17 protein-coding genes are annotated in these 23,939 nt (G+C 69.3%); 11 read left to right on the top strand and 6 right to left on the bottom strand.

Annotated elements, in window-relative coordinates; translation table 11 throughout:
• Positions 1-124: 124 nt before the first annotated feature.
• Entirely contained in the window at positions 125-700 is a 576-nt protein-coding gene (locus BLS42_RS04200; RefSeq protein ID WP_090576890.1) for a GtrA family protein, read from the top strand.
• 59 nt (positions 701-759) lie between these two features.
• Here BLS42_RS04200 and BLS42_RS04195 read toward each other — a convergent pair whose 3' ends face one another.
• Positions 760-1,464 (bottom strand): TIGR03089 family protein, encoded by a 705-nt coding sequence (locus BLS42_RS04195; RefSeq protein WP_090576887.1) that lies wholly within the window; start codon positions 1,462-1,464, stop codon positions 760-762.
• A 369-nt stretch (positions 1,465-1,833) separates the two neighbouring features.
• Here BLS42_RS04195 and BLS42_RS04190 point away from each other — a divergent pair, with 369 nt between their 5' ends.
• Genes BLS42_RS04190 through BLS42_RS04180 form a run of 3 tightly spaced genes read left to right on the top strand, consistent with a single transcriptional unit; the run spans position 1,834 to position 7,527 of the window.
• Positions 1,834-2,376: a WhiB family transcriptional regulator gene (locus BLS42_RS04190; protein ID WP_090576884.1), complete on the top strand. Its 543-nt coding sequence runs from the start codon at positions 1,834-1,836 to the stop codon at positions 2,374-2,376.
• 29 nt (positions 2,377-2,405) lie between these two features.
• Positions 2,406-5,786 carry a glycosyltransferase family 2 protein gene (locus BLS42_RS04185; protein WP_090576881.1) on the top strand — a complete coding sequence of 1,127 codons (3,381 nt, stop codon included), beginning with the start codon at positions 2,406-2,408 and terminating at the stop codon, positions 5,784-5,786.
• Positions 5,779-7,527: a DUF5719 family protein gene (locus BLS42_RS04180; RefSeq protein ID WP_256336231.1), complete on the top strand. Its 1,749-nt coding sequence runs from the start codon at positions 5,779-5,781 to the stop codon at positions 7,525-7,527. The genes BLS42_RS04185 and BLS42_RS04180 overlap by 8 nt, the downstream gene beginning before the upstream one ends.
• Positions 7,528-7,533: 6 nt before the next feature.
• Here the strand turns inward: BLS42_RS04180 and BLS42_RS04175 are convergent, their stop codons facing one another.
• Positions 7,534-8,085, bottom strand: coding sequence for a metallopeptidase family protein (locus BLS42_RS04175; RefSeq protein ID WP_090576878.1), 552 nt, complete (start codon positions 8,083-8,085; stop codon positions 7,534-7,536).
• 143 nt (positions 8,086-8,228) lie between these two features.
• Here BLS42_RS04175 and BLS42_RS04170 point away from each other — a divergent pair, with 143 nt between their 5' ends.
• The 5 genes from BLS42_RS04170 to BLS42_RS04150 all read left to right on the top strand — a co-directional run bounded on the left by BLS42_RS04170 (position 8,229) and on the right by BLS42_RS04150 (position 13,291).
• A complete protein-coding gene (locus BLS42_RS04170; RefSeq protein ID WP_090576875.1) occupies positions 8,229-8,618 on the top strand; it encodes a DUF3499 domain-containing protein in 390 nt (129 codons plus the stop codon).
• An 85-nt stretch (positions 8,619-8,703) separates the two neighbouring features.
• Positions 8,704-8,952, top strand: coding sequence for a Trm112 family protein (locus BLS42_RS04165; RefSeq protein WP_090576872.1), 249 nt, complete (start codon positions 8,704-8,706; stop codon positions 8,950-8,952).
• A gap of 131 nt (positions 8,953-9,083) precedes the next feature.
• Positions 9,084-10,562 carry an adenosylhomocysteinase gene (gene ahcY, locus BLS42_RS04160; RefSeq protein WP_090576869.1) on the top strand — a complete coding sequence of 493 codons (1,479 nt, stop codon included), beginning with the start codon at positions 9,084-9,086 and terminating at the stop codon, positions 10,560-10,562.
• Between the two features lie 176 nt (positions 10,563-10,738).
• A complete protein-coding gene (locus BLS42_RS04155) occupies positions 10,739-11,965 on the top strand; it encodes a L,D-transpeptidase (protein WP_090576866.1) in 1,227 nt (408 codons plus the stop codon).
• Positions 11,966-12,076: 111 nt separating this feature from the next.
• Positions 12,077-13,291 carry a TIGR01906 family membrane protein gene (locus BLS42_RS04150; RefSeq protein ID WP_090576863.1) on the top strand — a complete coding sequence of 405 codons (1,215 nt, stop codon included), beginning with the start codon at positions 12,077-12,079 and terminating at the stop codon, positions 13,289-13,291.
• Positions 13,292-13,313: 22 nt separating this feature from the next.
• Here BLS42_RS04150 and BLS42_RS04145 read toward each other — a convergent pair whose 3' ends face one another.
• Together BLS42_RS04145 and BLS42_RS04140 are read right to left on the bottom strand one after the other, a co-directional pair.
• Entirely contained in the window at positions 13,314-15,143 is a 1,830-nt protein-coding gene (locus BLS42_RS04145) for an AMP-dependent synthetase/ligase (RefSeq protein WP_090576860.1), read from the bottom strand.
• Positions 15,144-15,204: 61 nt separating this feature from the next.
• Positions 15,205-16,974, bottom strand: a complete 1,770-nt coding sequence (locus BLS42_RS04140; RefSeq protein WP_090576857.1) for a dolichyl-phosphate-mannose--protein mannosyltransferase — start codon at positions 16,972-16,974, stop codon at positions 15,205-15,207.
• 57 nt (positions 16,975-17,031) lie between these two features.
• Between BLS42_RS04140 and rsmI the strand changes: the two genes are divergently transcribed.
• Together rsmI and BLS42_RS04130 are read left to right on the top strand one after the other, a co-directional pair.
• The gene (rsmI, locus tag BLS42_RS04135; protein ID WP_371129509.1) at positions 17,032-17,952 is read left to right on the top strand and encodes a 16S rRNA (cytidine(1402)-2'-O)-methyltransferase; all 921 of its coding nucleotides are present in this window, start codon (positions 17,032-17,034) and stop codon (positions 17,950-17,952) included.
• A gap of 270 nt (positions 17,953-18,222) precedes the next feature.
• Positions 18,223-19,722, top strand: a complete 1,500-nt coding sequence (locus BLS42_RS04130) for an NAD-dependent succinate-semialdehyde dehydrogenase (protein ID WP_090576854.1) — start codon at positions 18,223-18,225, stop codon at positions 19,720-19,722.
• Between the two features lie 9 nt (positions 19,723-19,731).
• On the opposite strand, the gene BLS42_RS04125 is transcribed toward BLS42_RS04130, so the two are convergent.
• Both BLS42_RS04125 and BLS42_RS04120 read right to left on the bottom strand, forming a co-directional pair.
• Positions 19,732-22,263 carry a transglutaminase TgpA family protein gene (locus tag BLS42_RS04125; protein ID WP_090576851.1) on the bottom strand — a complete coding sequence of 844 codons (2,532 nt, stop codon included), beginning with the start codon at positions 22,261-22,263 and terminating at the stop codon, positions 19,732-19,734.
• Complete coding sequence (locus BLS42_RS04120) at positions 22,260-23,927, bottom strand: DUF58 domain-containing protein (protein ID WP_090576846.1); 1,668 nt, start codon at positions 23,925-23,927, stop codon at positions 22,260-22,262. The genes BLS42_RS04125 and BLS42_RS04120 overlap by 4 nt, the downstream gene beginning before the upstream one ends.
• Positions 23,928-23,939 lie beyond the last annotated feature (12 nt).

The following is a 23,939-nucleotide window of genomic DNA, read 5'->3' as shown; positions in this document are numbered from 1 at the left end:
CGCCGCCCGGCGTCGGGTGCGCAGGGAGCAGTCTGAACGGCCACTGAGGGCGGACTCCCGGGAAACGGCGCTAAAATAGGCGTTTGGCCCAATGGCCGACAGTTCCAGAAGGCCACGGAGGGTCATGATTACTACAGTTAACGAGCGCATGCGCGGGCTGGTCTCGCTGTTCTGGCGCGAGGTGGCCAAGTTCGGCGCCGTCGGCGGCATAGCGTTCGTCATCGACAACGGCCTGACGTTTTACCTGATGCACGGCCCCATGACCGACAGCGAGGCCAAGGCCCGCTTCTTCGGGGCCAGCGTGGCCACCGTGTTCTCCTGGATTGCGAACCGATTTTGGACGTTCCGGCACCGCCGGCAGGCCAACGTGCTGCGCGAATTCGTGATGTTCCTCATCATCAACGGGATCGGCATCGGCATCTCCACCGGCCTCACAGCCATCGCGAAGTACGGCATGGGTGTCACCGACAAGAACATGCTCTTCCTGGCCGGGGTGGTCGGCATCCTTGTCGCGACCGTGGTCCGGTTCTTTGCCTACCGCTTCCTCGTGTTCAACCAGGAACTCGACGCAGAGCCGGAGTTCTCGCACGACCACGAGATCATCGAACGGCACCCGCACGCGCTGCAGGACGAACAGCCGAGCGCAAGCGTTTCCAGGACGGCCGTCAAGGATCCGGAGCTGCCCGGCCCGCCGGCCTGAGGTTGAGTATTTGGGGTTGAGTATTTCGGGTTCAGTAACTGAAGTTCAGTACCTGAGGTTCAGTTCCCGCTGATGCGCTCGGCGGCCCGCAGCTTGCCGGTCACCTCGACCTCGGGGTGCACCAGGACCACGGAACCGTCCGCCTTCCAGGTTCCCAGTGACTGCGCGAGGACCGCTTCGAGGCCGTCCGCCGCCGGAATGAGCAGCCGTAGGCCCGTGTCGCGGCCCGAGGCAAAATCGTCCAGGAGCGCGCCGTGCGCATGGACCGTGCCGTCCGAGGTGCGGACCGCGAGGCGTTCTGCTTCCGGGTCCACGTGGGGCATGAAGATGTCCCCGTGAGAGCGGACCTCGGCGGCGTAGTCGAGGACGCCGGTGGGCAGTTCGCCTGTCCACCGCATGGCCAGCGCCGGCAAGGACACAGCCAGGACGGCGTCGAACCCGCCCCCGGCAGCGCCCGGCCCCGGGTCCGAGGTGGCCAGCAGCTCCGCCTCCGCGTCGTCGAAGACCACTTCCATGCCGAGCTGCCAGGCCGCCAGGGCGAGGATCACGGACTTCCAGTGCGCGGGCAGGTCCAGGCGCAGCCGCATTCCGGGCTCGGCGTCGAGTTCGTCCTGCAACAGGTTGGAGGTCTTCGCCACCCAGTTGTCCAGCACGCGGCCAGAGAGTTCAACCCGCTCCGAATCGGGGCCGTACCAGGTCAGCCGGGGCGCTGTGGACTGGCCGGACCGCAGCGCTGTCATCAAATCGATTGCCGGAATGCTCATGTCCTCATCTTGTCACGGCTCTTGTGACGGCCAATCAGCCGCGACCGCCGTGACGTCCATCACGCCGGCTATTGCCGCGTCCGGCGGCCTTCGCGCGGTGGTCGGAAAAATTTCCCGAGAACTCAATGAAAACCCCCAGAAGTGCTCAGTACCCTGATTATTCCGCGGGTTCCTGCGGAAGAGCCGAAAAAATTCCGGGCGTGGCGTGCCTGCACTTTGTGTATCAAGTTGATTATTATCTCCGCCGTGGCTTGACTCCCGGATACTTACACGCGTGTAATTAGTTATCTAAAGCCACTGCGCATAAACCGGCACTCAACCGAGTGCCAAGGGGGTCTTGCAGTGGCTGCAAATCAGGAGGGGGACGCCATGGGGCTAGCAGAGCGTATCCATGACGATGCTGTAGTTTCCGGCCAGGCCACGGCGAAATACCGTTCACGCGGCGTGCCGAGTGACTGGTACGTAGATCCGGCCGATCCGGACGCAGCTGACCGCTATAACGAACACACCCAGGATTCCCTGCAGGACGCCGCCACGGCCTTCCTCGCAGCGCACGACGAACTCCTTGCTGGCCCGGATCATGACAGCGATCCCCTCGACCCGCCGATGGAGCTCCATTCATCCGGTTCCGGTTCCCCCGCGCAGCCCGTCTGGATCGGACTGCCGTCCCGGCAGGAATTCGACGACGAGGGCGAGCTCGGCTGGCAGACCGATGCGCTGTGCGCCCAGACGGATCCTGAAGCCTTCTTCCCTGAAAAGGGTGGCTCCACCCGCGACGCTAAGAAGGTCTGCGGCGCCTGCAACGTGCGTTCACAGTGCCTCGAATACGCCTTGTCCAACGACGAGCGCTTCGGGATCTGGGGAGGCCTCTCCGAGCGCGAGCGGCGCCGGCTTAGGAAGCGAGCAGTCTAATTCTTCAAGAAGTACGAGTCACCGCCGTCGTGGTCTCCCACGACGGCGGTGATTTTCTCCCCAGGACCCTTGCGGCGCTGGCGGCCCAAACGCGGCCTGCCGACGCCGTAATCGGTGTCGACACCGGCTCCCGCGACCACTCCGCCGCCCTCCTCGAGCAGCACTTGGGCAAGGCCAACGTCACCGTCTTCGACCAGCCGAGGTCCGGGATGGGCGGCGCCGTCATGGCCGGGCTCAAGGCCCTCGCGCCGTGGCCTGCGGACGGTGCCGGCGGTGCGGCGGGCGCCGAGTGGATCTGGCTGCTGCACGACGACGCCGCACCGGCACCCGAGGCCCTCGCCGAACTCCTCCACGCGGTCGAGCGCGCGCCGTCGGTCACGGTGGCAGGCTGCAAGCAGCTGGACTGGCATGCCGAGCGGCGGCTGATCGACGTCGGCCTCTCCACGAGCCGCTGGGCCGAGCGGCTGACGCTGATCGACGCCGACGAGCTCGACCAGGGCCAGTACGACGGCCGCAGCGATACCTTTGCCGTCAATTCCGCCGGCATGCTGGTCCGCCGCGAGATCTGGGAGGAACTGCGGGGCTTCGATCCGGCACTGCCGGGAAGCGGCGACGACGTCGACTTCTGCTGGCGCAACCGCCTCGCCGGGCACCGCGTGGTGGTGGTCCCCAGCGCCAAGATGTTCCATGTCGCGCACCGTCCCCGTGCCCTGGGCAACGCGGCCGCCGCGCGCAAGGCACAGGTCCATCTGCGGCTCAAGCACGCGGCCGGCTGGAAAGTCCCGTTGCACGCTGCCGGCGCGCTCCTGGGGAGCCTCTTCAAACTCATCCTCAGCATTGCAGTCAAGGACCCAGGGCACGGGTTCTCCCAGCTGCTGGCAACCTTTGCCGCGCTGGGCCGGCCGGCCGCGGTGATCCGCGGACGGCGCAACGCCGCGCGTACGCGCCGGATCCGGCGCTCCGTCATCAAAGGTCTGCAGACGCCGCGCCGTGAGGTCTGGGCGCACCGGCGCTCCCTGATCGAGGCGCTGGGCGCCGACGACTTCGGCGGCGGACTGACAGGCACCGATCCGCTGGCGGAGCAGCCAACCGGCGATGCCGACGACTTCGCCGCCATCGCCGCCCCGGACCGCGGCTGGGTGGGCAACGGTGCCGTGCTGGCCATCCTCCTGACCCTGGCGGTCTCCCTGACCGGACTGCTCAGTCTGTTCCGGGCCCCGGCAGTTTCGGGCGGCGCGCTGATCCCTGTCTCCTTGCGCCTCTCCGAAATCTGGAACCATGCCTCCACCTGGTGGATCAGTCTCGGCGCGGGCCTCCCGGGCCACGGCGACCCCTTCGGCTACCTCCTGTGGGTGCTGGGAGTGCTCGGTGCCGGCGACGCCAATGGCGCCGTCGGCTGGTTGTTGATCCTGGCCATGCCACTGTGCGCGCTCGGCGCGTGGTTCGCTGCCGGCGCCCTGACCGCGCGCAGGAGGCTGCGCCTGGCGGCCGCCCTGGTCTGGGCCGCGGCACCGGCGCTCCAGGTTTCCCTCAATCAGGGCCGGCTGGGCGCCTTGATTGCGCACGTCATGATCCCGGTGCTGGTCCTGGCGCTGCTCCGGGCGACCGGCACGGCGGCAGGCCGCGGCGTCCATGCCGTCCCGGCGCCGGGCCACGCCCGGCTCACCCCACTGCCCGCCGCCCGCCCCGGCATCAACGGGACGCCTTCCTGGACAGCTGCGGCCGCTGCGGGCCTCGCCATGGCCGTGGTCACCGCCGCGGCGCCGTCGCTGCTGGTGCCCTCCATGACCGTCGTTGCCCTGTGCGGCGTGCTTCTGGGCAGCCGCGGCCGCACGGTGTGGTGGGCGCTCCTGCCCAGCCTGGCACTGTTCCTGCCGTTCGCGTTCACGGTCCTGGACCGGCCGCGGGCGCTCCTGGCCGACCCGGGCCTGCCGCTCGGTTTTGACGCCGCCCCGCTGTGGCAGCAGGCCCTGGGCCAGCCGCTGAGCTTCGACGCCGACGCCGGACTCACCGGACTCAGCGCCTTCGGCGGGTCCGCCGCGGGCTCGGCCGGGCTGCCGTGGGCACTCCTGCTGGCCTTGCTGTTCGGGCTGCCGGTGCTGCTGCTGGCCCTCGCCGCGCTGTTCATGCCGCGCCGGCTGGTGCTGGCAGGACGCACCTGGACGGCACGCTGCCTGTGGGCCGTCGCCGTCCTGATGCTGGCCGGCGGCTGGCTCGCCGGGCACGTCGCCTCCGGCGCCAGCGCCGATGTCCTGGTCACGCCGTTCCCCGGCCCCGCCGTCTCGGCGGCCGCCTTCGCCCTCCTGGGGGCCGCCCTTATCGCGGCAGAAGGACTCCTGGACGCCGCCGACCGGACGGCCGGTGCCGGGGCGGCACGGAAAGTCCTGATCCGCGGCACGGCCGCGGCAGCCCTGGTCCTTCTGCTGGCCGCCCCCCTGGCCGGGTTCACCCTGTGGAGCGCGCAAAACCTGCTGCAGTCCACGTCGCAGACACCAACACAGGCACCGGCACCGGCAGCCGGCGGAGACCCCGCCGGCCTCGGGACCCCGAGGCTCGTCCAGCCTGCCCAGGCCCGCACCCTACCCGCCACGGCCGTTGACCGCGGTGAGGGCCCGGAACAGTCCAGGACGCTGCTGATTGCCAGCAACGAGGACGGAAGCTTCGACGCAACACTCATGCGCGGCGCCGGCACCACTCTGGACGCCCTGTCCACGATCGCCGCGGCCCGCAGCATCATGGGGGAGCCGGGCCAGGAGACGGTCCGCGACGACGACGCCGTCGCCGGATCGCTCCGGAACGTCGTGGCCACCATTGTGGCCGGCGAAGGCGTGGATCCGCGGCGAGATCTCGAGCGGCTCGGCGTCGGCTTTGTCGTGCTCCGGGTTGCCGATTCAGCCTCCGAGTTGACGGCCAGCCGCATGGACGCCGTCCCCGGGCTCGTGGCCGTCGGACAGACGGGTACGGGCTGGCTCTGGCGGGTCAGTCCGCTGGACCGGCCCGGTATCAAGGCTTCCGACGTCGCACACAGGGTCCGCGTGGTGGACGGCACCGGCGCTGCCGTCGGCCTGCTCCCCTCGGAGGAAGTCTCGGCCGCCGGCGCTGTCCCGGCCGGCCCCGAGGGCCGCCTGGTGGTTCTTGCCGACCGTGCCGATCCGGGCTGGAGCGCTTGGCTCGACGGCCGCCGTCTGACCTCAACGACGTCGGGATGGGCCCAGGCATTCACCCTGCCCGCCCAGGGCGGCCAGTTGAGCATCCGTTATGAAGCGCCCTGGGCCGTCCTGATCGGAATCGCCCAGGCCGCGATGATCGGACTGACCGTCCTGTTGGCCGTGCCCATGCCTGCCCGCCGGTCCAACGCCGGCCTGTCCAGGGACGAAGCCTCCCTGCGTAAGGAACATCAGCATGTCTAAGGGCGAAAACAACAACGAAAACATAAAGCAGGACGGTCCGGGCCCGGACACCTCCACCGACGCATCTTCCATGACCGAAACCCGGGACGCTGGCGTTACCGGCGCCGGTGCGCCGGCCGCTGTTCTGTCCGGCGCCGGTGCGGCGCTGCGAAAGTGGGGCGTGCCGCGGGCCGGCGTGATCGGCGGTATCCTCTCCGCGGTCGCCCTCGTTGCCGCGGGCGGAGGCCTCGTGTCGGCGGCGTCCCTGACACCCCAAAGCCCCGCCAGCCGGCATCTCGAGGCCCCCGTGGCCTCGGTACCGGCCGGCAGCAGCGTCGGCGTCTGCCCGGGCCCGGCCAGGCTGCTCGAGGGCACTCCCGTGGGAACCGACCCCCAGTTCAGTCCGGATTCCGCCACCGCGAAGACCGCCGTCAGCGCCGCTGTGCTCGGCTCAAGCGCGGGCGTCATTCCCGGCAGCCGGCTGGCGCCGCTCACGGGCGCACCGCTCGCCGAAATCGCCAAGCGCGCCGCGGCTGCGCCGGCCGCCTCCGAGGCTGCGGCCCGCACGCCCGCGCTGGTCGCCGGTGTCGTGCCCCAGCGGGAGGTGGACAACATCAGCGTCCTCAGCGCCGATGCCCAGGACAACCGCCAGGCAGCTGCCGGCGCCGTCCTGAGCTACACGGCCGAGGACGGGGACCTCCAAGGTTCCGCGGCCGCCGCCTGCCAGCAACCCGGCAACGATCTCTGGCTGGTCGGCGCCAACACGGCCCTGGGCCGGTCGGCAGTCCTGAACCTCACCAATGCCTCCAGCACGCCAGCGACGGTGAGCCTGGATCTCTTTGGCTCGGAGGGCTTGATCCAGGCGCCGGGAAGCCGCGGCCTGCTCGTGGCGCCCGACAGCACCCGCTCGATAGTCCTGGCCGGGCTCGCGCCGGGACAGGAACGGCTCGGCGTGCGGGTCCGCAGCACCGGCGGCCCGGTGGCTGCCGTCATCCAGCAAAGCGTGCTCCGCGGCCTCACTCCCGGCGGCGTCGATTTCATCACCCCCGGCACCGCCCCGTCCGTCAGCCAGGTGGCCGGGGGTCTCGAGATCCAGGATCCGGCGGCCCTGGCCGCGCTCACGGCGAAGCCCGGCTTCGCCGATGCAGGACCGGCGCTGGAAATCGCAGTGCCCGGCGCCGCGGACGCCGTGGTCGAGATCAAGTTGTATGGACGCGACGGCCAGAAGGCGCTGCCCCGCGGCGGCGTGGTCACGGCGAAGGCCGGCGCGGTCACGGAAGTTTCGCTGGCGGGGGTCCCGGCCGGCACCTACACAGTCGCGGCGAGCTCGGATGTCTCTTTCGCCGCCACTGCCCGGCTCACGCGGGGACTGCAGTCCGGGGACGCCGCGGACGTTGCGTTTTCCGCAGCCTCGGCCCGGCTGGGCAGCCAGCACATCGTTCCGGTTCCCAGCATGGGCGACCGACGGCTCGTTTTCGGTGCACCCGCAGGCCGGGCGACAGTCTCTTACACACCCATCACGGCGGATGGCAAGATCCGGACTGCCGGCAGAGCCGATATTGCCGGCGGAACCACGGTGTCCATCAAGGTCCCCGCGGCCCTGGGCGGCTCGCCGCTCGTGGGCTATGTGGTGTCCGCCGCCGGGGACCCGGCCTACGGGGCGCTGGTCCTGGGCCGGGAGGGCCGGCAGGACATTTCCGCGGTTCCCGTGGCACCGGAAGCGGCAGGACAACGACAGGTCCCCGTCACGCTGGGGTACTAGGTCCGGCTAGTACCGGCGGCGATAGACCGGGTCGAGGGACTCGGGGGGGACGCCGAGCATCTCGGCCGTGTATTCCACGACGACGTCGTGCACCAGGTCCTGGAGCTCGTCCCGGGTTCCGCACGCCTGTTCCACCACCCGGCGATACAGCGTGATGACCGGTCCGTCCTCGGCCGTCGCGGCCGTGAAGGCGCCCATCGGCGCGGGAGTGCGGTCCACCACGAGCTGCTCCAGGCCCGGAGGGATCTCGTCGACGGCGAAGCGGACGCCGTCGAGGGGTTTGCCCCAGATGTCGTGCAGCCGCTGCGCCGAGTCCAGGACGAAGTCATCGAAGCGGTCGGAGCGGGTCCGGTAGCCGGGCAGCGTGGGGAGCATGAGCTCGCCGCGAAGCCCCCGGCCGTGCCGGTTCCTGCGGCGCTCTCGGAAGTTCTTTCCCTGGACAGCGGCGGGCGATCCGGTCAGAGGCGCGCCGGCGGGGCCGGAACTGGCGCCTGTACGTCCGGCGTCGGGGTCAGCCAACCGGACCGTGAAACCCGAATCGTGGTGCGATGACTGCATATCATGACTCTAAACCCGCGGAATGATTTACGCGATATGGGCAGGCGGCGATCCGCCGCCGCCACGCCGCGGCCCTGCCGCGGCACAACAACAGTCGTTTCAATGCGCAGCCCCCGGCCCGAGGGGGAGTAGTCTGTCATGTCGTGGGTGCAATTCGTCTGTGTTCGAGGTCTGCCTGCCGCAATTCTGCGGTGGCCACTTTGACGTACGTATATGCCGACTCCACGGCCGTCCTGGGCCCGCTCGCCACGTATGCCGAACCGCACTGCTACGACTTGTGCGAACAGCACGCCGACTCGCTGACCGTACCGCGGGGCTGGGAAGTCATGCGGCTGGCAATGCCGGCAACCCCGGCCGGTCCCGGCCCCGACGACCTTCTGGCCCTCGCCAACGCGGTCCGCGAGGCCGCCTCCGGTTCGGCCGCGGCGGAACCGGCAAAGGGGCAGCGCACGCTGCACCCGGCGCTGGAAGCACCGGCCCCGGCGGAGGGCACCAGGCGCGGGCATCTGCGCGTCCTGCGCGAACCTTCCTAAGGCGCCAACTGGCGGTAGGGTGGAAACTGCAAAAAGCCGTCAGCCACCGGCGCCCTTTCGCGGCGCCCATCAGGGAGCGTTCACCATGCCCAAGCTCAGCCCCGAACTGTTGTCTGTCCTGCGATGCCCCGTCACCGGGTCCGGCCTGGTGCAGGAAGGCGACGAGCTCGTCACCGTCACGGCGGATGAAGCCGGGAACAAGCTGCGGTACAGGATCGAGGACGGAATCCCTCTGCTGCTGCCGCCAGAACTCCTGCCGGCCGCAGCGGCGGCAGCCGCCGATCAGCACGACGCCGGCCAGCACGGCACAGCCCCGCGCCACGCCGCGGAATAACGGGCGCCCAAAAAACCTGCCGCCCACCCATCACGGACGCCCACGGCAGCGAATGGCTGATTAGCGCCAGAATCACCTAGAACTACGCAGCTCCAGACACGCAACGACACCGGCCACAACAAAGGATTCACATGACTTTCGATTACAAGATTGCGGACATTTCCCTGGCCGAGGCGGGCCGCCATCAGATCCGCCTCGCCGAGCACGAGATGCCCGGACTCATGTCCCTGCGCGAGGAGTTCGGCGCCAGCCAGCCGCTCAAGGGCGCCCGGATCGCCGGATCGCTGCACATGACGGTCCAGACCGCGGTGCTGATCGAGACCCTTACCGCCCTCGGCGCCGAAGTCCGCTGGGCCTCCTGCAATATTTTCTCCACCCAGGATGAAGCCGCTGCCGCAGTGGTAGTCGGCGCCGGCACCGTCGAAGACCCCCAGGGTGTCCCCGTCTTCGCCTGGAAGGGCGAGACGCTGGCGGAATACTGGTGGACTGCCCAGCAGATCCTCACCTGGCCGGGCGCCGACGCCAACCCTGAGCTGGGTCCGAACATGATCCTGGACGACGGCGGCGACGCCACGATGCTGGTTCACAAGGGTGTCGAATTCGAAGCCGCCGGTGCTGTGCCCGCCGCCACCGAGGACGACTCCGAGGAAGGCCGGGTCTTCCTCGACGTGCTGCGCGCTTCGCTCCAGGCCGACCCGCAGAGGTGGACCCGCATCGGCTCGCTCCTGCTCGGCGTCACCGAGGAGACCACCACCGGTGTGCACCGCCTGTACCAGCTGGCGGAGCAGGGCAAGCTGCTCTTCCCGGCCATCAATGTCAACGACTCCGTCACCAAGAGCAAGTTCGACAACAAATACGGCATCCGCCACTCCCTGCCGGACGGCATCAACCGCGCCACTGACGTGCTGATGGGCGGCAAGGTCGCCGTCGTCTGCGGTTACGGCGACGTCGGCAAGGGCGCCGCGGAGGCATTCCGCGGCCAGGGTTCGCGCGTGATCGTCACGGAAATCGATCCGATCTGCGCGCTCCAGGCGGCCATGGACGGCTACCAGGTCGCCAAACTGGAATCCGTCCTCAGCGAAGGCCACATCTTCATCACCACCACCGGCAACAAGGACGTCATCATGGCCAAGCACATGGCCGGGATGCGTGACAAGGCGATCGTGGGCAACATCGGCCACTTCGACAACGAGATCGACATGGCCGGTCTGGCCCGGGTCCCCGGCATCAAGAAGGTCGAGATCAAGCCCCAGGTTCACGAGTGGGTCTTCGAAGCAGGCACCGACGCCCAGCGCTCCATCATCGTCCTGTCCGAAGGCCGCCTGCTGAACCTCGGCAACGCCACCGGACACCCGTCCTTCGTCATGAGCAACTCCTTCGCCAACCAGACGATCGCCCAGATTGAACTGTTCACGAAGGCCGGCCAGCCCGAGGGCGAGCGTGAATACGAGAAGCAGGTCTACGTCCTGCCGAAGATCCTGGACGAGAAGGTCGCCCGCCTGCACCTGGGTGCCCTCGACGTGGAGCTGACCGAGCTGTCCAAGGAACAGGCCGAGTACCTGGACGTCGAGGTGGCCGGCCCGTACAAGCCTGGTCACTACCGCTACTAGAATCCAGCAAGGGACCCCGGACGATAGTCCGGGGTCCCTTGCTGGACTATGTTGGGAGCTCGCTGTGACCGTTTTGGGAACGCTTTTGTAACCGGATCGTGGTCGAATCCGGCCGGGGTTCCAAGCTAACTCAATTATGCTGGCAGGATGACGTGTGGAAACGCCGGGGTCCTGTGATGGCCCTGAAAACCTGGAGTACCGGCCGCAAGATCGCCCTGCTGGGGGTGGTCTGTGCCCTGGCCGGCGGCGGCGGGGCCTTCGCCGCGGCGGCCCCTGGGCTTGCCCAGTCCACGATTTCCTCCGAAGCGGGATCGCCGGCACGGACGACTCCGGGCCTTGCCGTCCCGGTGGTGGCTCCCGCGGAACTCGCCGTCACGCCCGCCGACGGCGCCGAGCAGGTCAACCCCGCGGCCCCGGTGTCCCTCAAAGTGACGAACGGCCGGATCGACCGGGTGGCCCTGACAAGCGATGACGGCGACGCCGTGGACGGCACCCAGAGCGCGGACGGATCGGCCTGGACCTCGACCGGCAACCTGAAATTCAACACCCGGTACAGCTACACGTACTCCGTGCTTGATGGAGCAGGACGCACGACCGACAGCACCCGCGAATTCACCACCGTCTCCACCGCCAACGAGGCTGACGCCGCGATCTACCCGCTGGACGGGATGAAGGTGGGCGTGGCCCAGCCGCTGCAGATTGTCTTCAGCGAGCCTGTCCTGAACCGTGACGCCGTCGAAAAGGCCATCAAGATCACCTCCACCTCCGGCCAGGTGGGCGCTTTCCACTGGTTCAACAAGAACACCGTCAGGTACCGGCCGAAAGACTTCTGGACCGCGAACAGCACCATCACCATGGACATGAAGCTGTTCGGCGTCGGACTCGGCAACGGGCAGGTCGGCAACTTCAACAAGACGGTGACCATCCGCATCGGCGACAAGAAGGTCGCGGTCGCCGACGCCGAGGCCCACACGTTCTCGGTCAGCATCAACGGCCGGCCGGCCGGGAAGTGGCCGGCGACGATGGGTGACAAACGGTTCCCCTCGGCCCGGGGTTACCTGGTCCTCATGGAACAGCACCGCGTGGAGCACATGGACGCCTCTACCATCGGGCTCAAACCCGGGGACCCGGCCTACTATGGCCAGCTTGACGTGAACTACGCCACCCGCCTGACGCCCAGCGGAGAGTTCATCCACCAGGCCACGGACTCCGCAATGCCGTACATCGGCAAGAAGAACCTCTCCCATGGCTGCATTGGCCTCGGCCCGGACGGCGCGAAGTGGGTCTTCGACCACATGACCACCGGCGACGTCGTCCAGGTGGTCAACACCGAGGGGGAGTACGCCAACTTCGACGACGGCTACGGGGACTGGAACATCCCTTGGGCCAAATACGCCAACTGACGGGGTGGCACCCCGCCGAGCCTAATTCTCTGACGGTAGGCTCGGAGCCAGATAAGTTGCGCAGCCGGTGCAGGCCGGGCAGCGCAGAAGCCTACGGAAGCGAAGCTCCACGTGACTGACAAGAGTCCCACCCCTCCCGACCGGCCGGATCCTCACCTGGATCCGACGGACGACACCGACGAACCGGCGTTCGACTGGATGAAGCCGGCCCCCACGGCCAAGTCCACCGCCAGCCCGGCAGCCGGGCCGGCAGCCAAGAACGACCCTCTCGCGCGAGCAACCGGCACGGCAGCAACCGGAACGGTCGCAACCGGCACGGCAGCGCCGTCGGAAGCGCCCACCGCCAGCCAGCCCGAGAGCCGCGCCGACCGCAAGGCGGCGGAGGCCGCCGCTACAAGCCATTCGGATGCTGGCCAGTCGGATGCTGCTCCGTCGGAAGCTGTCCCGTCGGAGGAGGACGTCGAACGCCGCAATGCCGAACGCCGCAATGCCGAACGCGAGCAGGCGGCCAAGGCCAAGCCCGTGCTGCCGCGGGTGATGCAGGTGCTGCTCGCCGTGTTCTACCCGATCATCCTGCTGGTGCTCGCCGTCCGCGCCGTGACCAGCCCCCTGTTCCTCTGGGTGGAATACAACCGTCCAGGCTTCCCCGGCGACGGCTACGGCTTCAGCGCCGATGACCGCATGACCTACGGCTCCTACGCGGTGGACTACCTCAGCAACTGGTCGGGCCCGCGCTACCTCGGCGATCTTGTGGACCAAAGCGGCGAGCGATTGTTCAAGGACGGCGAAGTCAGCCACATGGCCGACGTCAAGGCGGTCATCCTGTCCACGTTCGGTGCCGGCACGCTGTTGATCCTGCTGGGCCTGGTTGCCGTGATCTACCTGAAGCGGAAACACAACGGGGGAGTCCGCCGCGGCCTGTTCGCCGGCTCGATCGTCACACTCGCGATCATCATCGGCCTTGGAACCCTGGCGGTGCTCGGCTGGGAGCAGTTCTTCACCGATTTCCACCATATTTTCTTCGCCAACGGAACCTGGACATTTACGCTGCAGGACACCCTGATCAGGCTCTTCCCGGGCCAGTTCTGGATGGACGCCGGGATTGTCATCGGGGCCCTTGTTCTGCTTGCGTCCGTTCTCACCCTCATCCTGACCTGGCCCACGCGCCGGCGCCGCGGCCTTGGCAAGAAGGCCGGCAGATCCAGGGACACCACCACTGACGCCGGCACTGACGCCACCGCCGAGGCTGCGCCCGCGGCGGCCGGGCCGGCCGGCAGCACCGTCACCGAGGCAGAGGGAACAGCGCACACCCGGCACACCGTCTAAGGGGGCCAGTTGCCCTCGGGGGTCAGCCGTAAATGCGGTTGATGTGCTCTGCGTAGTCCCGCACGACGGCGGCCCGCTTGAGTTTGAGCGAGGGGGTCAGGTGCCCTGACTCCACGGTGAAGTCGGTGTCCAGGATGACGAAGCTGCGGATGGACTCAGCCTTGGAGACCAGGAGGTTCGCCTCATCGACGGCGCCCTGGATCGAGGCCCGGACCGTCTCGTTGGCGGCGGCTTCGGCCGGAGCCATGACGGGCATCTTCCGCGCTGTGCACCAGTCATGCAGTCCGTCCGGGTCCAGGTTGACCAGTGCCGAGACAAACGGCCGGCCGTCTCCAATGACCACGGCCTGTCCGACCAGCTGGTGCTCGCGGATCTTCTCCTCGAGCGGGCCGGGGGCGACATTCTTCCCGCCGGCCGTGACCAGCAGGTCTTTCTTCCGGCCAGTGATGGTCAGGAAGCCGTCCTCGTCGAGGGAGCCGAGGTCGCCGGTCCGGAAGAAACCGTCCACGAACGCCTCCGCGTTGGCGGCCTCGTCGGCGTGGTAGCCCTTGAAGACGCCGATGCCCTTGACCAGGATCTCGCCGTCGTCGGCCACCCGGACCGTGGTTCCCGGCACCGGGATGCCGACTGTGCCCACCTTGGTCCGTGCCGGGGTGTTGGCCGTGCACGGCGCCGTGGTTTCCGTCAGGCCGTAGCCTTCAAAGACGGGGATGCCGGCGCCGCGGAAGAAATGGGCGTCGCTGGAGCTCAGTGGGCTGGCACCGGAGACCGTATACCGCAGCTGGCCGCCGAAGGCCTGCCGGAGCCGGGGGTACAGCAGCCGGTCGAAGACTGCATGGCGGGCACGCAGGAAGAGCCCGGGTCCCGGGCCGTTGCCCCGGGAGGCGGCGTCCAGGGCCTTGGAGTAGCCGATCGCGGCCGCCGCCGCAGCCGTGAAGATGCGCTCCTTGCCGGCGGCGGCAGCCTTTTGCGCGGCTCCGGCGTAGACCTTTTCGAAGATCCGGGGGACCACCAGCAGGAAAGTGGGTTTGAAGCTGGCCAGGTCTTCCAGAAGCTCCTTGGCGTTTGCGCTGTGGCCGACGGTGGAGCCGGAGCTCAGGCAGATGACCTGCACCGCCCGGGCCAGAACGTGCGCCAGGGGCAGGAACATCAGCGTCCGGGAGCGCGGCTGCAGGAGGATCTCGGGCAGGAAGAGGACGATGTTCTTCGCGACCAGGGCAAAGTTGGCGTGGGTGATCTCGCAGCCCTTGGGCTTGCCGGTGGTGCCCGAGGTGTAGACCAGGGACGCAACGTCGGCCAGGGACGCAGACGACCGGTGGCGTTCGAGCTCGGCGTCGGTCACCCCGGTGCCGGCCGCGGCCAGGCTCGCCAAGTTCGGTGCCGCGCCGTCGTGCTCCATCCGTACCAGGGAGACAAGCCGGTCCCCGAGCACGGTGGAAGCGTCCAGGACGCCCTGGACGAGGGCGGCCTTGGCGTGGTTCTCGACGAACACCCGCCGGGCCGCCGAGTCGTGGAGGATCCATTCGACCTGGGCCGCGGAGGAGGTCTCGTAGATCGGGACGGTGACGCCACCGGCGAACCAGATGGCGAAGTCCACCACCGTCCACTCATACCGGGTGGCGGACATGACGGCGACAGTTTCGCCCGGGGTGAGTCCGCCGGCAATCAGGCCCTTGGCCAGGGCCGTGACCTGCTCCAGGAAGTGTTGGACGGAGACATCGGTCCAGCCGCCGGGGCCCTTGCGGGAGTAGAGGGCGTGCACGGGGTCCTTCGCGTGCTGCTCCAGGAGCAGGTCCGTCACGTTGCTCTCCGGGTCCAGCTCCACGAGCAGTCCGGTGCTTGCTTCTCTCACAGCCGAGTCTCCATTTCCTGGTCCGCCCGGAGTCCGGCGGACTTTCCCCTGCAATCCTGCCCTAGATCCAGGACGGCATCCACATCCGGATACGCCAGTCCTGGTACGGGATCACCTCGGCGGTCCAGACCGGGTAGAAGAACGCGGACACAAGCACGGCCGCCACCACGAACAGCGCCACCAGGTAGAACCCGGATCGCCGGCGCCAGAGGGGGTCGCCGCGCTGACCGAGCACCAGCCCCAGGCAATAGACGAGCGCCAGCACCAGGAACGGTTCAAAGGAGACGGCGTAGAAGAAGAAGGTGGTGCGCTCCGGGTACATGAACCAGGGGAGGTAACCCGCGGCCACTCCAGCCAGGACCGCGCCCGCGCGCCAGTCGCGCCGGCCCGCCCACCAGAAGAGCAGGACGCCCAGGCTCACGGCCGCGCTCCACCAGATCAGCGGGTTGCCCACGGAGAGGATGGCGGTGGTGCAGTTGCTGAGATCGCAGCCCGGGCTGCCCCGCCCGGGGGATTCGTAGAAGAATGACGTGGGCCGGCCCATGACCAGCCAGCTCCAGGCGCTGGCCTCGTACGGGTGGTCGGAACTCAGGCCCTGATGGAACTTGTATGCCTCAAGGTGGTAATGCGCAAGGGACCGTACGGCGTTCGGCAGCCAGCCCCACTCGGCCGAGGGGTTGGTCTCCGCCCAGTGCCTGAAATAGGCGTCCGTGGACCGGAACCAGCCGGTCCACGTGGCGCCGTAGACTACGGCGGCCACCGGAACGATGCTCAGGAAGGCCGGGACGCCGTCTTTGAGGATGCCGCCGCTGATCCAGGCGTGCACGCCGGCTATGCGCCGCGCGCTGAGGTCCCAGAAGACGGTCAGCAGGCCGAACCCGGCCAGGAAGAACAGCGCGGACCATTTCGTGCCGACCGCCAGGCCCAGGCACACTCCCGCCGCGAGGCGCCACCACCGGACGCCGAGCCAGGGCCCGGCGGTGAGCTGGAGCGCCGTGGGGCGTCCCGTGGCAGAGGCTTCGGCCTGCCGGCCGAGCCGGGCCGCCAGCCGCCGCCGGCCGTCGTCCCGGTCCATCAGCAAGGCGCCGAACGCGGCGAGGACCCAGAACATGAGGAAGATGTCCAGCAGCGAGGTCCGGGACATGACGACGTGGTGGCCGTCGACCGCGAGCAGGAGGCCCGCAACAGCGCCCAGGGTCAGCGAGCGGAAGAGCTTTTGCGCGATCAGGGCCAGCAGGAGGATGGACAGCGTCCCCGTCAGGGCGGCACCGAACCTCCAGCCGAAAGGATTGTCGGCCCCGAACAGCCACATGCCCGCGGCTATCATCCATTTGCCGACCGGCGGGTGGACCACGTACTCCGGCGTGTTCAGCAGCACTCCGGGGTTGCCGGCGATGAAGGAGTCGTTCGCCCGGTCGGGCCAGCTGCGCTCGTACCCGCTGACCAGGAATGAGTACGCGTCTTTCACATAGTAGGTTTCGTCAAAGACGAGGTTTCGCGGCGTGTCCAGGCGGACGAACCGCAGGACGCCGCCCAGCGCGGCCGTGAGGGCCGGAACGAGCCAGTACCAGAGCCGAAGCGACGCCGGGTAGTCCCGCCAGCTCTGGAGGCTGCCGATCAGGCGATCCCGGAGCGCCTCCGGGGTGTTGGCCTCGGCGGGGCGGCCGATCCAGCGGTGTCCCTCCAGATTGCGGCCGGTGCCGAAGCGGCCGCCGGCTCTGCCGTTGGCGCTGCCTCCGGTTCTGCCGTTGGCGCTGCTCGGACCTGTTGTCGGCGATGCGGCTGGGTCCGTCTCGGGCGGCCGCGTGGGGGTCTGGGTCACGTTGCCCATGCTACCTTTCACAGCTGTGCTCGCAGGGCCGCGCCCCGTCGGCAGTAGGCTGGTCCTGTGGACCACGAACCCAGCACTTCCCCCCTTCCTCCCCTCGACGACAGCACGGCCGCCGTCGTCCCTGCCCCTGTTCCCACCGTCGGCGGCCCCGGCAGGATCGTCCTCGCGGCGACGCCGATCGGGAACGCCGGAGACGCCTCGGCGCGGCTCGTCGAGTTGCTCACGACGGCCGACATCGTCGCCGCGGAGGACACCCGGCGGCTGCACCGCCTCGTGCAGAACCTCGGCATCACCGTGGCCGGCCGGATCATCAGCTATCACGAGCACAATGAGGCAGCCAAGACTGCTGACCTGCTGGACCAGGTCCGGTCCGGCAAGACTCTGGTCATGGTGACCGACGCCGGCATGCCGTCCGTCTCGGACCCGGGGTTCCGGCTGGTTGAAGGCGCGGTGGCGGCCGGCCTCACCGTCACCGCGGCGCCGGGACCCTCCGCCGTGCTGACCGCCCTGGCCCTCTCCGGGCTGCCGACGGACCGCTTTTGCTTCGAGGGATTCCTGCCCCGCAAGGCGGGCGAACGCTCCTCGCGGCTGGGAGACCTCGACGCCGAGCGGCGCACCATGGTGTTTTTCGAGGCGCCGCACCGGCTCGAACCCATGCTGAGGGCGCTGCGCGAAAGCTTCGGCGCCGACCGCCGGGCCGCCGTGTGCCGTGAACTCACCAAGACCTACGAAGAGGTCATCCGCGGCACCCTGCGCGAACTGCTCGAATGGGCCGAGTCCAACGAGGTACGCGGCGAAATCGCCGTGGTGGTGGGCGGCGCTGCCGAACGCGAACCCGGCCGTCCCGAGGATCACGTGGCTGCCGTCAATGGGCTGATAGCCCAAGGCATCCGGCTGAAGGAGGCCGTCGCCGCAGTGGCCGACGACGCGAAAGTCAGCAAGCGCGAACTCTACGCCGCGGTCCTCGCCGCGCGGTGATGAAAGCGGCGGGTTCCGGGCGCCTCCGAGCCTCATCGGCTGGTTGGAGCCGGATCCCCACGGGTCGCACGGGGCGGTTGTGCAGCTGCACAGCATATTCTGGATCGAGTAGTGCGCGCATGCATAGACTTGCCCGTGAGCGCAGCAGTACCGTGGCAGTAATCCAGACGCCGAGCCTGCCTGCGGGAACGAGCGCCTGCACCAAAACTAATTCCACCAAACTAGTACCAACTAACTCGGGCCAACCGAATTGCTGACGAGGGAGTCATTGTGACTGTAACTGCCCAGCCTATTGTTTCCGCGGAGCGGGAGAGCGCCCTGCTGGCCTCCGTTCCGACGGGCCTGCTGATCAACGGCGAGTGGCGTCCGGCCGCGTCCGGGAAGACCTTCGACGTCGAGGACCCCGCCACCGGGAAGGTCCTGCTCAGCATCGCCGACGCCGGTCCCGAGGACGGCAAGGCGGCCCTGGACGCGGCCGCTGCCGCGCAGGAGTCCTGGGCGAAGGTTCCGGCCCGGGAACGCGGCGAGATCCTGCGCCGCGCCTTCGAGCTTGTGACCGAGCGGGCCGAGGACTTCGCGCTGCTGATGACCCTGGAGATGGGCAAGCCTTTGGCCGAGGCCCGCGGCGAGGTCACCTACGGCGCGGAGTTCCTGCGCTGGTTCTCCGAGGAAGCCGTTCGCGCCTTCGGCCGCTACTCGGTTTCCCCGGACGGGAAGTCCCGGCTGTTGGTGACGAAGAAGCCGGTGGGCCCGTGCCTGCTGATCACACCGTGGAACTTCCCGCTGGCCATGGCGACCCGGAAGATCGCCCCGGCCGTCGCCGCCGGCTGCACCATGGTGCTGAAGTCCGCGAACCTGACCCCGCTGACCTCCCAGCTGTTCGCGGCCGTGATGGTCGAGGCCGGGCTGCCCGCCGGTGTCCTGAACGTCATCCCGACCTCCACCGCCGGCGCCACGACAGGGCCGCTGATCAAGGATCAGCGTCTGCGGAAACTGTCCTTCACCGGATCCACCGAGGTCGGCCGCCGGCTGCTCTCGGATGCGTCCGAGACGGTGCTGCGGACCTCGATGGAGCTCGGCGGGAACGCCCCGTTCGTGGTGTTTGAAGACGCCGACGTCGATGCCGCCGTCGCCGGGGCGATGCTGGCGAAGCTGCGGAACATGGGTGAGGCCTGCACCGCGGCGAACCGGTTCATCGTGCACGAGTCCGTCGCACAGGAGTTCGCGGAAAAGTTCGCCGCGAAGATGAAGGAGATGACCACGGCCAGGGGCACCGAGGCTGAGTCCAAGGTCGGCCCGCTGATCGATGCCAAGAGCCGGGACAAGGTCCACGAGCTCGTCACCGACGCCGTCGCCGCCGGCGCGGTCGCGGTGACCGGCGGTTCCGCCGTCGAGGGCCCGGGCTACTTCTACCAGCCCACCATCCTCACCGGCGTCACCGAGGGCACCCGGATCCTGTCCGAGGAAATCTTCGGACCCGTCGCCCCGATCATCACCTTCGGCACCGAGGACGAGGCCGTCCGGCTCGCGAACAACACCGAGTACGGGCTGGTGGCCTACGTCTTCACCCGGGACCTGAACCGGGGAATCCGGATGGGCGAACGGCTCGAGACCGGCATGCTGGGCCTGAACGCCGGCGTGGTCTCCAACGCGGCCGCCCCGTTCGGCGGCGTCAAGCAGTCCGGCCTGGGCCGCGAAGGCGGCCTGGAGGGCATCGAGGAATACCTCTACACCCAGTACATCGGCATCGCCGACCCGTACGCCGGCTAGTCACACCAGCTAGCCGCGGCGCACCCGGCGGACGGAGTTGCGGATCTTCCCCCAGGATCCCGCGAACCCCTGCCGGGTGCGCTGTGCTGTCCGGGAGAGGATCCCGCGGGGCAGCGTGAGGGCCCGTCGCCAGCCGGACATAACCGACGGCGGCAGCCAGGCCGCGCGCAGCCGGACCAAGGGCCTCGCGTTGGCCCGCAGCGAGGCCTGCACCAGGGCGATCCTGGCCGCGGCCGAGTCGGCAAGATTCTGGGAGTCTGCGTTCTGCGCCGGTCCGGCGGCGCCGCCCGGGCGGCCGTACTGCTCACGTTCAAAGTCCTCGGTCAGGGCGGCCGCTGCCCGCTGCCCGGGCCCGTCCGCGCCGCCGGGTTCCCCCAACGCCGCCGAGGCGCGCAACCGCTCCGCGAAATGTCGCGGCGTCTCGCTCGCTCCGGGCGCCACGCCGTAGTCCGTGGCCAGGTCCCGCAGTTCCGCCCAGGCCGGCAGGGCCGACCCGCCCGCGGCGCCGGGATAGCCGCGGGCCGCCGTCGTCAGCCTGCGGCGCCGCACGCCGCTGCGCACCAGCCGCGGGGAGGCCACCAGCAGCGCCAGCAGCAGCACCGCACCAATCCCGGACAGCGCCTGTGCCGCTCCCCCGTCCCCGGGCGCCGGCGTCCCCGCCCCGGGCAGCGGAACCGTCCCCGGGGCCGGGACCGGTGCTTGCGTGGAACCGTCCCCGGGGGTCAGGGCGTCGTTGCGGTCGTTGGTGCTGGCGCCGCTGGGCGAGGACGCATCCGTGGCGTAGGCCGGAACGACGCCGCGGGACGGGGTCGGCTCAAACGCGACCCAGCCGACGCCCTGGAAGTAGAGTTCGGGCCAGGCGTGCGCGTCCCGGGCATCGACCTCGAACTCCGGAAGCGGACCCTGGCCCGAGACCGCCACCGTGGCCCCGGTGGGGCGTCCCGGCGCGTAGCCCACGGCGATCCGGCTCGGAATGCCCTCCAGCCTGGCCATCACGGCCATGGCAGAGGCGAAATGAATGCAGTAGCCGCTCTTCTGGTTCAGGAAATCGGCCAGCACGGACAGGCCGTTGCCGTCGTAGCCGCCCTGCACAGGGGACTGCAGGGAGTAGCTGAACTCGGTAGAGCGCAGGTACCGCTGGATGGCCATGGCCCGCGCATACGGCGAGGCGGCTCCGGCCGTCACGGTCTTGGCCGTGCTCGTCACAACCTCCGGAACGTTCGACGGTTGCCGCAGGAACTGCTCGGGGATCCCGCGCACCGGCTCGGAGGCCCCCGCCAGCAGCGCCGCGGTGAGCTGCGGGGTGACGGACGTGACCACGTACTGCTGGTCGCGGGAGTTGGTGTCGACCCCCTTGATGCTCAGCGTGGCAGGATCCCAGCTCCAGCGCCCCGTGAGGCCGTTGACGGCTTCCGGCGCATACGGCGCGGGCAGGTACGGGCTCGTGTACTGGCCGGTGTTGACGGCCGTGATCACGCGGAGCTCGGTGGGAGCCCTATCAAGCCCGGACTCGATCCTGCCGGTCCCCGGCTGCCGGGCCGACTCCCGGTCGTCGGGTGACCAGGAATCGCCGTCAAAGCCGTCCACCGTCACCGAGCGCAGGTACGGAGTCGTCGGCGCGTTCGTGGCGAAGGTGATCCGGCCCTCGCCCGAGGGGCTGCGCAGGCTGTTGCCCAGGCTGATCATCGGATTCAGGCCAGTGGCCTTGCCGAAGGGGTTCAGCCGCGAGCCCTGCGGGAACGTGCCCTGATCGAAACCCGGGATGACAGGCTGCAGCAGCAGCGTGACGGTCAGCGCCGCGACGGCCGTGACCGCTCCGCGCCGGAGCTGCCCGGGGTTCCGGCCGGTGTCGGCCAGGGTGCGGGCATCCGGCTTGAACCAATGGCTGCACCCGAGAATCAACAGATACCCGACGGCGGCGCCCACGAACCCCAGCACTCCCACGCTTTGCGGCTTGACCATGGCCGGCACCACGAGGATGGCCAGGATCCCCAGCCCGCTCGTGGCCGGCAGCGACAGCGGGAACGCCAGGGCATCGATGAGGATCACCAGCAGCCCGAGGACCGCGCAGATCAGCATGACGATTCCGGCGTTGGGGGCCACCGGGGTGCTCTCGGCAAGGACGGTTTCGCTGGCCCGCCGGAGGAACTTTCCCAAGTAGTTCATGGTCTCCGGGACCGGGATGAACCCGGCAATGCTGTGCTGCCGGAAGAAAATGAAGGTCAGGGCCACTATGAGCGCCACCAGGCCGCCGGCAGCGACGAGCCATGTCCGGGCCCGCAGCGACCGGAGCATCGCCATGGAGAACGCGACCGAGAGAACGGTGCTGAACACGGGGGAGTACCAGGCCCACCCACGCAGAACGCCATTGAAGCCGAGCGCGGCGCCCGCGACTGCCACCGCGACGGCGGTCCCCATCACCCAGGGCTGGGCGCCGGGGCCGTCCGGCCGGGACGCCGGGCCGCGGGACAGGACTGTCGGATCTTCCGTGCCGGCCGTGCCGGTGTCAGATCCGGAGCTGCGGTGCGGTGCGAGTGTCATGGCCGGCCCCGCATGCCGCGGCGGACGTCGGCCGCAGCGGACATCGCCGGGTCTGCCTGGTCGAAGGCTGCCCATGCGTCCGGCAGCGAGCTCCGCGCAGTTACCGCCACGGCCCGCCATCCGCCCAGCCGCAAGGCCTCCAGCACCTCGGGCATCTCACCGGAGTCGTGTGCATGGTCCCTGACCAGCAGCGCGAAGGCATTCGCGCCGAACCCGGCTGCCGCGGACAGCGCCCGGGCCTCCGCCGGGGACAGGCTGCCCAGGACCGCCAGGACCGGTCCCCGCAGCCGATGGGCGGAGAGCTTGTCCATCAGGGCGTCGTCGAAGACGTGCGGGGCGTTCCCGGCGCCCGTAGTGCTCGTAGTGCCCCCGGCGCCCCGGGCGCCCCGGGCGCCCCGGGCGCCCGTAGTGCCTGTAGTGCCTGTAGTGCCTGTAGTGCCTGTAGTGCCTGTAGGGCCCACGGCGCCCGGAGTGCCTGTAGGGCCCCCGGCGCTCCGGGCGCGGACGGCACGCTGCCCGGAAGGTGCGGCGCTGGCTCCCGCCGCCGCCTCCTGCGGGCGGGGCTGCGGGGCGCGGTCACGATACGGGTGGGGGTGGTGGTGCGGGTGGTGCGGGCCGGAAAGCTGGATGGCGGCCAGGCTTTCCGCGATGGACTGCAGCCCGGCCGTTCCGGTGTATTCCTCGGCCTCCGGATCGGGAGCGGACGGCGAGTTCCGGAACGCGGGCGCGCCCGCGCTGTCCAGGAACCGCAGCGAGTAGTTCCGTTCCGCGAGGTGCGCGCCGATCGACATCGCCGCCGTGACGGCCCATTCGAAGGCGTCGCAGGTCAGCAAATCATGGCGGTCCCCGTCCCCGCTCCCGGAGTGGCCGCCCGAAGAATGGGCGCTGTGGCCAAACACGCCGTGAGGATAAGCCGAGAGGCGCTGATCCAGGATGATGGTCGCCTCCGGGGTGGTGACGGATTCCTCCTGCCGCACCATGAGGGACCCATGGCGGGCGGTCGCGGCCCAGTGCACGCGGCGCAGTGGATCCCCGTGGCGGTATTCGCGCGTCATGACGTCGTCGTCGCTTGGATTGGCCCGGGCCCGCGTGGGCGTGACGCCGTCGTGTCCGCGGGCGCCGGCCAGCCCCGTCTCCGGGAGCTCCACGGCGGCGGGCGTCACGGTCAGGAGGTCGCCGTCGTCAATCGCGTGGCGGTGGAAGGACAGCCCGAAGGGGTCGCTGAACTCCGCCGTGACGGGCCCAATCAGGAACTGGCCCCGCCGGGCCGAGCGAAGGTGGTACTCATAGCGGCTGGTGCCGCCGGCGGCCGCACGTGCCGGGAATCGGAAGACGGGGGATTCGCCGAACCGGTCCGGCAAGTGTTCCTCCATAACCGCGTGCCCTGCCCCGGCCCCGCTCCGCGCGACGGCCAGGCGCACCGTGGTGCGCGCGGACGTTTCGACCGGAGACGGGCTGAATTCGCGGTAGACCTCGAACCTCGGCTTCAGGACACGGGTTCCGGCCAGGGCCAGCACAGGCAGGATAAGCAGCAGCACGGCCAGCGCCAGCAGGTCCCGGCGCCCCATGATCTGCGCGGCCAGCAGGGACAGCGCACCCGCGCCGAGCAAGCCCCAGCCGCGGGTGCTGAAGAAGTGTCCGGGCAACCGATCCCTCAACGCCACGGCGGAACCATT

This window comes from Arthrobacter sp. ov407 (assembly GCF_900102895.1).
GTDB lineage: Bacteria > Actinomycetota > Actinomycetes > Actinomycetales > Micrococcaceae > Arthrobacter.
Note: the sequence above shows the minus strand (reverse complement) of the source record. Positions and strands in the feature narration are given on the sequence as shown.